Here is a 9,902-nt window from a genome sequence, read left to right as displayed (position 1 = left end):
CCACAATAGCTAAAGAAAAAGGTTTAGAAGAATTAGCATTATTAATTTTAGAGAAAAATATTAATAATATTGATGAAGAAGCGTCAAAATATATAAATGAAGAAAAAGAAGTTAAATCTATAGAAGAAGCGTTAAAAGGCGCTAAGGATATTATTGCAGAGATAGTTTCTGATAATGCAGAGGTAAGAAAGCATATAAGAGAAAATGCTTTAAAGTATGGTGTTATAGTGACTAAAAATGCCAAAGATGAAAAATCTGTATATGATATGTATTATGATTTTAGTGAATCAGTAAAAAGTATGGCTTCTCATAGGGTTCTTGCTATAAATAGAGGAGAAAAAGAAGACTTTTTAAAGGTTAAATTAGAAATTGATAATGATAGAAATTTGAGTTACATAGAAAGACAATATGTTAATAAAAATAATTTCAAAAATAAAGAAGTTATAATGTCATCAATAGAAGATTCTTATAAAAGATTGATATTCCCTTCTATAGAAAGAGAAGTTAGAAATCATCTAACAGAGCAAGCGCAAGAAAGAGCTATTAATGTATTCGGTGAAAATATTAAAAATCTTCTTTTACAGCCACCATTAAAAGGCAAAGTAGTTATGGGATTTGATCCAGGTTACGTTAATGGATGTAAAATTGCAGTTGTAGATGAAAATGGAAAGTTTTTAGATGAAGCTATTGTTTATCCTCATAAGCCTCAAGGAAAAGAAGAACATGCTAAGAAAACTTTAAAAAAATTGATTGAAAAATATAATATAGATGTTATAGCAATAGGAAATGGTACAGCTTCAAGAGAATCAGAAAAATTAATATCTGAATTAATCAAGGAAATGGATGTAAGAATCCAATATATAATTGTAAATGAGGCAGGTGCATCAATATATTCAGCATCAGAGTTAGCTGCTGAAGAACATCCCGATATAAATGTATCAATAAGAGGAGCAATATCTATAGGTAGAAGACTTCAAGATCCTTTAGCTGAGTTAGTAAAAATTGATCCAGAAAGTATTGGTGTTGGTCAATATCAACATGATTTAAATAAAAAAAGATTAAAAGAAGTATTAGATGGAGTTGTTGAAGATTCTGTAAATAGGGTTGGGCTAGATTTAAATACGGCATCCTATTCACTTTTAGAGCGTATATCAGGTATAAGTAAAGCCGTAGCAAAAAATATAATTTCTTATAGAGAAGAAAATGGTTCATTTACTTCAAGAACTGAGCTTAAAAAAGTAAAAAGATTAGGGCCTCAAGCTTTTGTCCAATGTGCAGGATTTATGAGAATTAGTGATGGTAAAAATCCACTTGATAATACTGGGGTTCATCCAGAAAGTTATGATATATGTAAAAATATGCTTAATATGATAGGTTTCTCATTAGATGATGTAAAAAATAAAAATATATCTGATATAGATGAGAGAGTAAATAAAATAGGTTTAAAGAAGATTAGTGAAGATCTAGGAATAGGAGAAGTAACTTTAAAAGATATAATACTAGAAATAAAAAAACCAGGAAGAGACCCAAGGGAAGAAGATGGTATTAAACCAATACTTAGAACTGATGTATTAAAAATAGAGGACATAAAAGAAGGAATGATTTTAAAAGGAACAGTTAGAAATGTTGTAGATTTCGGTGTATTTGTTGATATAGGAATTAAAAATGATGGGTTAGTTCATAAATCGCAAATGAGTAATAGATTCGTTAAAGATCCTATGGAAGTAGCTTCTGTGGGCGATATAGTAGATGTAAAGGTAATAGGAATAGATTTAGATAAACAAAGAGTTAGCTTATCTATGAAAATATAGAATGGAGGTGCACAGTGATATTTATAAAGAATGCAACAATAAACACAATTACTGAAGGAATAATAATTGGAAATTTACTTATTGAAAATAAAAAAATAAAAGAAATTGGTAGTGATATAGTTGCGCCTTTAGATGCGACTGTGATAGATGCTAAAGGATGTTTAGTATTACCGGGGTTTATAGATGCACATACCCACCTAGGGTTATGGGAAGATGGTATGGCTACTGAGGGTATAGATGGAAACGAGCAAACAGATCCTATAACACCTCAATTAAATACTATAGATGCTATAAATCCTATGGATATAACTTTTAATGAGGCTTTAAAGTCTGGTATAACATCTGTTTGTAGTACTCCGGGGAGTGCAAACCCCATAGGTGGTCAGGCTATAGCTTTAAAAACATATGGTAAAATAGTAGATAAAATGGTTATAAAAAATCCAGTAGCTACGAAAATTGCCTTTGGTGAAAATCCTAAAAACTGCTATGGTGTAAATGAAAAAACGCCTCAGACAAGAATGGCAATAGCTGCTTTAATTAGAGAAACTTTAAGAAAAGCACAAGAATATCTTAATGATATTGAGAAGAGTCAACTTGAAGAAGATGACACAAAAAAACCAGAATATAATATGAAATATGAAAGCTTAATACCTGTATTAAAAAGAGAAATTCCTTTAAAAGCACATGCTCATAGAGTCGATGATATGTTTACTGCTATAAGAATAGCAAAAGAGTTTGATTTAAAATTAACGTTAGATCATTGCACAGAAGGTCATCTTGTTGTTGATGAGCTAATTGAAGAAGGATATCCTATTTTAGTTGGCCCATCTCTTACGGAAAGATCAAAGATAGAGCTTAGGAACTTAACTTTTGAGACAGCAGGTATATTATCAAATAATGGACTTAATATTTGTCTAATAACAGACCATCCAGTCACACCTATTCAATACCTTCCGTTATGTGCAGGTATAGCTATAAAACATGGTATGAAAGAAGAGAAAGCTTTAGAGGCTATAACAATTAATCCTGCTAAAGTTTTAGGGATTGATAATAGAGTGGGTTCTATAGAAGTTGGAAAAGATGCAGACATAGTCATATGGGATAATAATCCTTTTGAAATAAATAGTAATGTATTATATACAATAATAGATGGAAAGATAGTATATAAGAAAATATAAATATTTTGTTAAATGGTGATACTATAAACTAAATCTTGAGTTTTATTATAGATAAAATATTGTTGACATAATTTATATAATTATTCTATTATTATAATATATAAGAAATTAAAAAACAGAAGATCTTCGGGGCAGGGTGAAATTCCCTACCGGCGGTATAGCCCGCGAGCTACTTATGTAGCATGATTTGGTGAGATTCCAAAGCCGACAGTAAAGTCTGGATGAGAGAAGAGAATTATGATATATAACATAATCCATTTTGAATATTCATAAAACTCGAAGACCGTATCTTCGAGTTTTTTATTTTCTTTTAGAATTTATATTTAAAATTGGGAGGTTATATAATGCAAAACGCAATGAAAAAAACAAACTTAATGTCTACAAAAACAATATCAAAAATAGGGTTACTATCAGCTATAGCATATGTACTAATGTTTATATCAGTTCCATTACCTATATTTCCAGTATTTTTAAAAATAGACTTGTCAGATATACCAGCTATATTTGGTGGAATGTCTCTAGGTCCAGTAGCAGGTTTAATTATAGTTGTAATTAAGAACTTTCTTCAAGCTCTAACTGCCAGTACTACTGGTGGTGTTGGTGAATTTGCAAATATCATGATAGGTGGAGCTTATGTGCTTATAATATGTTTATTTTATAAAAAGTGGAAAACTTATAAAACTGTAATAGTAGGTGCCTTACTTGGAATTGTGGCAATGACTATTATGGGGTGTATTATGAATTACTATGTAATGCTTCCTTTATATGCAAACTTTATGCCAATGGAAGAAATAATACAAGCTGGTAATATAATAAATCCAAGAGTTACGGATTTATATAGTTTTGTAATATGGATGATTGCTCCTTTTAATATACTTAAAGGTTTTATAATGACAATTGCTATATTACCTTTATTTAAAAAAATGGAAAAACTATTAAATAAATAATTATATAAAATAAAAAAGGAGCTATTATAGCTCCTTTTTTATATTTAAGCCAAACTTTTATTATAGTTATATTTTTATATGAGATTATTCAAATCAAGTTGTATTTAATTATTAAGATAATTCAATTTTAAAGTAAGTATATAGAAACCCTTTATTATAGATGAAGGTTATTATATAATAATATCTAGTTGTACAAAAAGAGATGACTAAAATAATAATTAAATTGACAATAATGATTAATAATATAGAATAATGAATGATAAACTAAATTAAGGATTTTAACGGTGATATAGATGAAAAAAATTTATTTAGATAAAGAAGAGAAAACGAGAGAAATTGGTGATAAATTAGGTAAATTACTTTTTCCAGGAAGTGTAGTTTGTTTAATAGGAGATTTAGGTGCGGGAAAAACTACTATGACACAAAGTTTAGCTAAATCTCTAGGAGTAGATGATTATATTACAAGCCCTACATTTACAATAGTGAATGAGTACGAAGGTCGTATTCCATTATATCATTTTGATGTATATAGAATTGGTTGTAGTGAAGAAATGTATGATATAGGATTCGATGAATACATAGATTCAGAAGGTGTATGCATAATTGAATGGGCAAATATAATCGAAGATATACTTCCAGAAGAATATTTGAAAATAGAATTAAACTATAAAGAAACTGGTAGAGAGATGGTATTAACACCATTTGGTAAAAAATATGAAGATATAGTTGAGGAGTTGACTAAATGATGAAAATATTAGGAATAGATACTTCTACAATGGCTGCTAATATTGCAGTTTTAGAGGATGATAAATTAATTTGTGAATATACCATAAATACTAAGAAAACTCATTCACAAAAACTAATGCCAATGATAGAAAATATGTTACAACTTAGTGATATTGACATAAAAGATATAGATGCAATAGGTGTGTGTGTAGGGCCAGGATCTTTTACAGGTCTTAGAATTAGTATGGCAACTGCAAAAGCCATTGCTCATGTAAATAATATACCTATAATAGGAGTGAATTCATTAGAGATATTAGGATTAAATATGGATTTTTGCAATAGAAAAATATGTTCTATATTAGACGCCCAAAGAAATCAAGTCTATATGAATAAGTACATATTAGAAGACAATGAAATAAAAGCATTAGATGATATAAGTATAGTAAAAATCGATGATTTATTAAAAGAATTAGAGGAAACTAAAGAAGAATGGGTATTGCTTGGTGAAGCAGTATATAAATATAAAGATAAAATAGAGGCAATTAATAATATTACGGTTCCATCTCCATCAAATAACATAACTAAAGCTAGTAGTTTATGTGTAATCGCTAGAAATAAAATGAAAGAAAATAAGGATGTTCATAATTGCTATGATATAAACCCTATGTATATAAGAAAATCTCAAGCAGAAGAACAATATGAAGAAAAACAAAAGAGGCTAAACGATGGAAAATAATTTAATAATTAGAACTATGACTAAGGATGATATAGATGATGTTTATAAGGTAGAAGAAGATTGTTTTGCAGATCCTTGGTCAAAAGAAGCTATAAAACAAGAATTAAAAAATAATTTAGCTAGATATATAGTTGCAGAAATAGATGGTAAAGTTGTAGGATATGTAGGAGTATGGTTTGTTTTAGATGAAGGACATATAACAAACGTAGCGGTTCATAGTGATTATAGAGGCAAGAAAATAGGAGATAAACTTATAAAAGAATTAGTTGAACTGTGTAAAGAAAATAATATGAGTGCTATTACCCTAGAGGTGAGGGTTTCTAATATAGTTGCTCAAAACTTATACAAAAAGTACGGATTTAAAATAGGTGGCATAAGAAAAGAATATTACAGTGATAATAAAGAAGATGCAATGATTATGTGGAGCCAATTAAAAGAGGTGTAATAAAATGAAAGATATAATAACATTATCTATGGAAAGTAGTTGTGATGAAACAGCAGTTGCAATTTTAAAAAATGGTAGAGAAGTATTAGCTAATATAGTATCTACTCAAATAGAATTACATAAGAAATTTGGAGGAGTAGTTCCAGAAGTAGCATCTAGAAAACATATTGAAAATATAGATGCAGTATTTCAAGAAGCTATAGATACAGCAGGTATTAAATTAGAAGATATAGATCATATAGCTGTAACGTATGGACCAGGGCTAGTAGGAGCTTTATTAGTAGGACTTTCTTATGCAAAAGCACTAGCGTTTTCTTTAAATATACCTCTTGTTGGTGTTAATCATATGCAAGGTCACATATGTGCAAACTATATTGAACATAAGGATTTAAAACCACCTTTTATAACATTAGTTGTATCAGGTGGACATACTCATTTAGTAGAGGTTAAAGGCTATAATGATTATGAAATATTAGGCAGAACTAGAGATGACGCATCAGGTGAAGCTTTTGATAAAATCGCCAGAGCTATGAATTTGGGATATCCAGGTGGACCAATAATTGATAAACTTGCTAAATTAGGAAATAAAAATGCAATAGATTTTCCAAGGGCATATATAGATGATTCTTATGATTTTAGTTTTAGTGGATTAAAATCATCAGTACTTAATTATTTAAATGGTCAAAAAATGAAAAATAAAGAAATTATAGTGGAAGATGTAGCCGCATCATTCCAAGAGGCTGTTGTAGAAGTACTTGCAACTAAGGCAATAAAAGCGGCATTAGAAAAAGAATATAAAATTATTGCTTTATCTGGAGGAGTTGCTGCAAATTCAGCTCTTAGAGAAAAAATTTCAGAAATGGCAAAAGAGCATGATATAGAAATTAAATATCCATCATTATCATTATGTACAGATAATGCTGCCATGATAGGATGTGCCGGATATTATAATTATATAAATGGTAAAAGGGATGATATGTCTCTAAATGCAGTACCAAATTTAAAAATTGACGTAATATAAATTTAGGAGGAAATTCACTATGAGTATTCAAAGATTTGAAGGTAATGGAAGAATGAGTAATGTTGTTATAAACAACAATGTAATGTATTTATCAGGACAAGTTTGTGCAGAAGGAGATATAAAAGAACAGACTGCAGGTGTTTTAGCTAAGATAGAGAATTTATTAAATAAGTATGGTTCAGATAAAGAAAATATACTATCTGTGACTATATACTTAAAGGATATAGCAAGAGATTTTGCTGATATGAATTCTGTTTATGATGCATGGACAGTTGATGGATTTGAGCCAGCTAGAGCTTGCGTGGAAGCTAAAATGGCTAGAGAACAATTACTAGTAGAAATGTCAGTTGTTGCAGCTGTAAAATAAATAAAAAAGGCCCCCTATAAGGGGACTTTTTTATTTATTTTATTAAACTAATGCTTCCCATTCTTCATAAAGTTGGGCTAGTTTATCTTCATAGTTAGTTTTTTCTTGACTTACTTCTTTTGATTTATCTGGATTAGAATATACCTCTTCTTTACATAAAAGATGGTCTAATTCTTCTATTTTAATTTCAATTTCTTCAATTTCTTTTTCTATATTTTTTATTTTATTTCTGTTTTTCTTTTCCTTTTCCCTTTGCTCTTTTTCTTTACGTCTTTCTTCTTTTAACTGAGTTTTAGTTTTTTCTTCAACTTCAGTTATAATAGATATTTCATCTTGTTCCCTTTTTTTATTTATATAATAATCATAGTTTCCAAGATATTCAGTTACACCATTTTCCCCTAAGACTAAAATTTTATCAACAACAGTATTTAAGAAATACCTATCGTGAGAAATAGTAAATATAGTACCTGTATAATTTTCCAAAGCTTCTTCAAGAACTTCTTTTGAATCTATATCTAAGTGGTTAGTAGGTTCGTCTAATAATAAAAAGTTAGCTTTAGATAATATCAATTTAAGTATGGCAACCCTAGCCCTTTCACCACCACTTAATGTAGATATTTTCTTAAATACATCTTCATTTTCAAATAAAAGAGAACCAAGCATATTCCTAATTTCTGTTTGAGTTAACCTATCATTCGTATCCCATATTTCATCAATAATAGTATTATCTAAATTTAGAGTTTTTTGTTCTTGATGGAAATATGAAACATTAACATTAGTTCCTAAACTTACAATTCCTTCTATAGGAAGAAGTTCATTTATTATTATTTTAAATAGTGTGGATTTACCAATACCATTAGGTCCTATAAGGGCAACCTTTTCACCTCTATAAATATCAAAATTAACATTTTTGAATAACGTTCTATCACCATACGCCATTGATATATCATTAACGTGTAGAACATCGTTTCCGCTTGAAATAGAGGGATGGAATTGAATTTTTGCTTTTTTTCTATAAACTTCAGGTTTATCTAAAACATCTATTTTATTTAAAGCTTTTTCTTTGCTGCGAGCTCTTTTAACATGTTTTTCTCTACCATAAGCTTTTAATCTTTCGATTGATTCTTCTTGTTTCTTTATTTCTTTTTGTTGATCTTCATAATTTTTTAATTCAATTTCTTTTTCTATTTTAGATAATTCAATGTAATTAGAATAGTTTCCGTTGTAAGATTTTAATTTTTTATTATGAACTTCAAATATTCTACCTACAACCTGATCTAAGAAGTATCTATCATGAGATATAAGTATTACAGTTCCTTTATATTGTTTAAGGAAAAATTCTAACCATTCTATAGCTTCAGAGTCAAGATGATTTGTAGGTTCATCAAGAAGTAATAAAGTAGGTTTCTTTAGTAGAAGTTTTCCTAATAGAACTCTAGTTTTTTCTCCACCTGATAAGATAGAGATTGGTTTATCCATATCTTCATCCTTAAATCCTAATCCCTTGAGAACACCTTTTGCTTCAGATTTATATCCGTACCCATTTTTAGAAGCAAATAGTTCAAGCGTATGAGAATAGTCATTCATTAATTTTTCTAAAATAGAAGAATTAGACTTACTTCCTTCTTCTGCTATTTTTATTTCTAATTCTCTTAAATAATATTCCATATCTATTAAAGGCTTAAAAACTTCTAAAACTTCATCTAATATAGTGTTATTAGAATGAAAGTTAGTATTTTGTTCTAAGTATCCTATTTCACAATCTTTAGAAGTATATATATCCCCTTGATCATATCCATATTCACCAGATATTATTTTCATAAGAGTAGTTTTACCAGTACCGTTAACACCAATAATACCAACTTTATCTCCTTCATTTACTGTGAAGCATATATTTTCTAAAATAGAGTCAATTCCAAAACTTTTATATAAATTATTACATGATAAAACAATCATAAATTTTATACCTCCTTGAACTATCTAAAATTATAATGTTTTGACATAATATAATCAAGAGTGTTATACTATTAACACAATTAAACAATGATACCAGGGGGTGTACAAATGGCTAGTAAAAATATATCAATGGCCGTTATTAGAAGACTACCAAAATATTATAGATACCTAGGAGAACTATTAAATAAAGATGTACAACGAATCTCTTCTAAAGAGTTAAGTGATATAATAGGTTTTACTGCTTCTCAAATAAGACAAGACTTAAATAATTTTGGAGGATTTGGCCAACAAGGTTATGGGTATAATATTGAGGATTTACATAACGAAATAGGAAAAATATTAGGATTAGATAAAAAATATAGTGCAATCCTGATTGGAGCGGGCAATCTAGGACAAGCTATAGCTAATTATACTGGATTTAAAAATGCTGGATTTGAAATAAAAGCATTATTTGATGTTAATCCTAAAATAATAGGTCTAAAAATAAGAGATTTCGAAATATTAGATTCTGATTATATAGAAGATTTTATAAGAGAAAATAATATAGATATAGGTATATTATGTGTTCCTAAGAATGGAGCACAACAGCTAGCTGACAGGTTGGTAAATGGAGGAATAAAAGGAATTTGGAACTTTGCACCTGTAGATTTAAATGTTTCAAATGATATTATCGTAGAAAATGTCAACTTAACAGAAAGCTTATTCACTTTATCAT

The 9,902-nt window shown here is 28.7% G+C and carries 10 protein-coding genes and 1 riboswitch; of the genes, 9 read left to right on the top strand and 1 reads right to left on the bottom strand.

Annotation, left to right across the window (positions count from 1 at the left end; translation table 11 throughout):
• The 8 genes from J7G74_RS00520 to J7G74_RS00485 all read left to right on the top strand — a co-directional run.
• Window positions 1-1,811: helix-hairpin-helix domain-containing protein (locus J7G74_RS00520; protein ID WP_297130361.1), on the top strand; the 1,811-nt coding region annotated here is incomplete at its 5' end.
• Between the two features lie 14 nt (window positions 1,812-1,825).
• On the top strand, window positions 1,826-2,989 hold the full coding sequence (locus J7G74_RS00515; protein ID WP_297130359.1) for an amidohydrolase: 1,164 nt from the start codon (window positions 1,826-1,828) through the stop codon (window positions 2,987-2,989).
• Between the two features lie 118 nt (window positions 2,990-3,107).
• Window positions 3,108-3,226: riboswitch (FMN riboswitch) on the top strand.
• Window positions 3,227-3,333: 107 nt separating this feature from the next.
• Window positions 3,334-3,936 (top strand): ECF transporter S component, encoded by a 603-nt coding sequence (locus J7G74_RS00510; RefSeq protein ID WP_297130356.1) that lies wholly within the window; start codon window positions 3,334-3,336, stop codon window positions 3,934-3,936.
• A gap of 293 nt (window positions 3,937-4,229) precedes the next feature.
• Window positions 4,230-4,682 (top strand): tRNA (adenosine(37)-N6)-threonylcarbamoyltransferase complex ATPase subunit type 1 TsaE, encoded by a 453-nt coding sequence (gene tsaE, locus J7G74_RS00505; protein ID WP_297130353.1) that lies wholly within the window; start codon window positions 4,230-4,232, stop codon window positions 4,680-4,682.
• Window positions 4,679-5,398 carry a tRNA (adenosine(37)-N6)-threonylcarbamoyltransferase complex dimerization subunit type 1 TsaB gene (gene tsaB, locus J7G74_RS00500; protein WP_297130349.1) on the top strand — a complete coding sequence of 240 codons (720 nt, stop codon included), beginning with the start codon at window positions 4,679-4,681 and terminating at the stop codon, window positions 5,396-5,398. Before tsaE ends, tsaB begins: the two co-directional genes overlap by 4 nt.
• The gene (gene rimI, locus J7G74_RS00495; RefSeq protein WP_297130348.1) at window positions 5,388-5,843 is read left to right on the top strand and encodes a ribosomal protein S18-alanine N-acetyltransferase; all 456 of its coding nucleotides are present in this window, start codon (window positions 5,388-5,390) and stop codon (window positions 5,841-5,843) included. Before tsaB ends, rimI begins: the two co-directional genes overlap by 11 nt.
• A gap of 4 nt (window positions 5,844-5,847) precedes the next feature.
• Window positions 5,848-6,864 (top strand): tRNA (adenosine(37)-N6)-threonylcarbamoyltransferase complex transferase subunit TsaD, encoded by a 1,017-nt coding sequence (gene tsaD / locus J7G74_RS00490; RefSeq protein ID WP_297130344.1) that lies wholly within the window; start codon window positions 5,848-5,850, stop codon window positions 6,862-6,864.
• 19 nt (window positions 6,865-6,883) lie between these two features.
• Complete coding sequence (locus J7G74_RS00485; RefSeq protein ID WP_297130341.1) at window positions 6,884-7,231, top strand: RidA family protein; 348 nt, start codon at window positions 6,884-6,886, stop codon at window positions 7,229-7,231.
• Between the two features lie 42 nt (window positions 7,232-7,273).
• Here the strand turns inward: J7G74_RS00485 and abc-f are convergent, their stop codons facing one another.
• The gene (abc-f, locus tag J7G74_RS00480; RefSeq protein ID WP_297130338.1) at window positions 7,274-9,187 is read right to left on the bottom strand and encodes a ribosomal protection-like ABC-F family protein; all 1,914 of its coding nucleotides are present in this window, start codon (window positions 9,185-9,187) and stop codon (window positions 7,274-7,276) included.
• A gap of 108 nt (window positions 9,188-9,295) precedes the next feature.
• On the opposite strand from abc-f, the gene J7G74_RS00475 reads away from it, so the two are divergent.
• Window positions 9,296-9,902, top strand: a 607-nt coding sequence (locus tag J7G74_RS00475; RefSeq protein WP_297130336.1) for a redox-sensing transcriptional repressor Rex, incomplete at its 3' end; no start/stop codon positions are given.

This window comes from Terrisporobacter sp., assembly GCF_017888745.1.
GTDB lineage: Bacteria > Bacillota > Clostridia > Peptostreptococcales > Peptostreptococcaceae > Terrisporobacter.
This window is presented reverse-complemented; position numbering and strand designations above follow the sequence as displayed.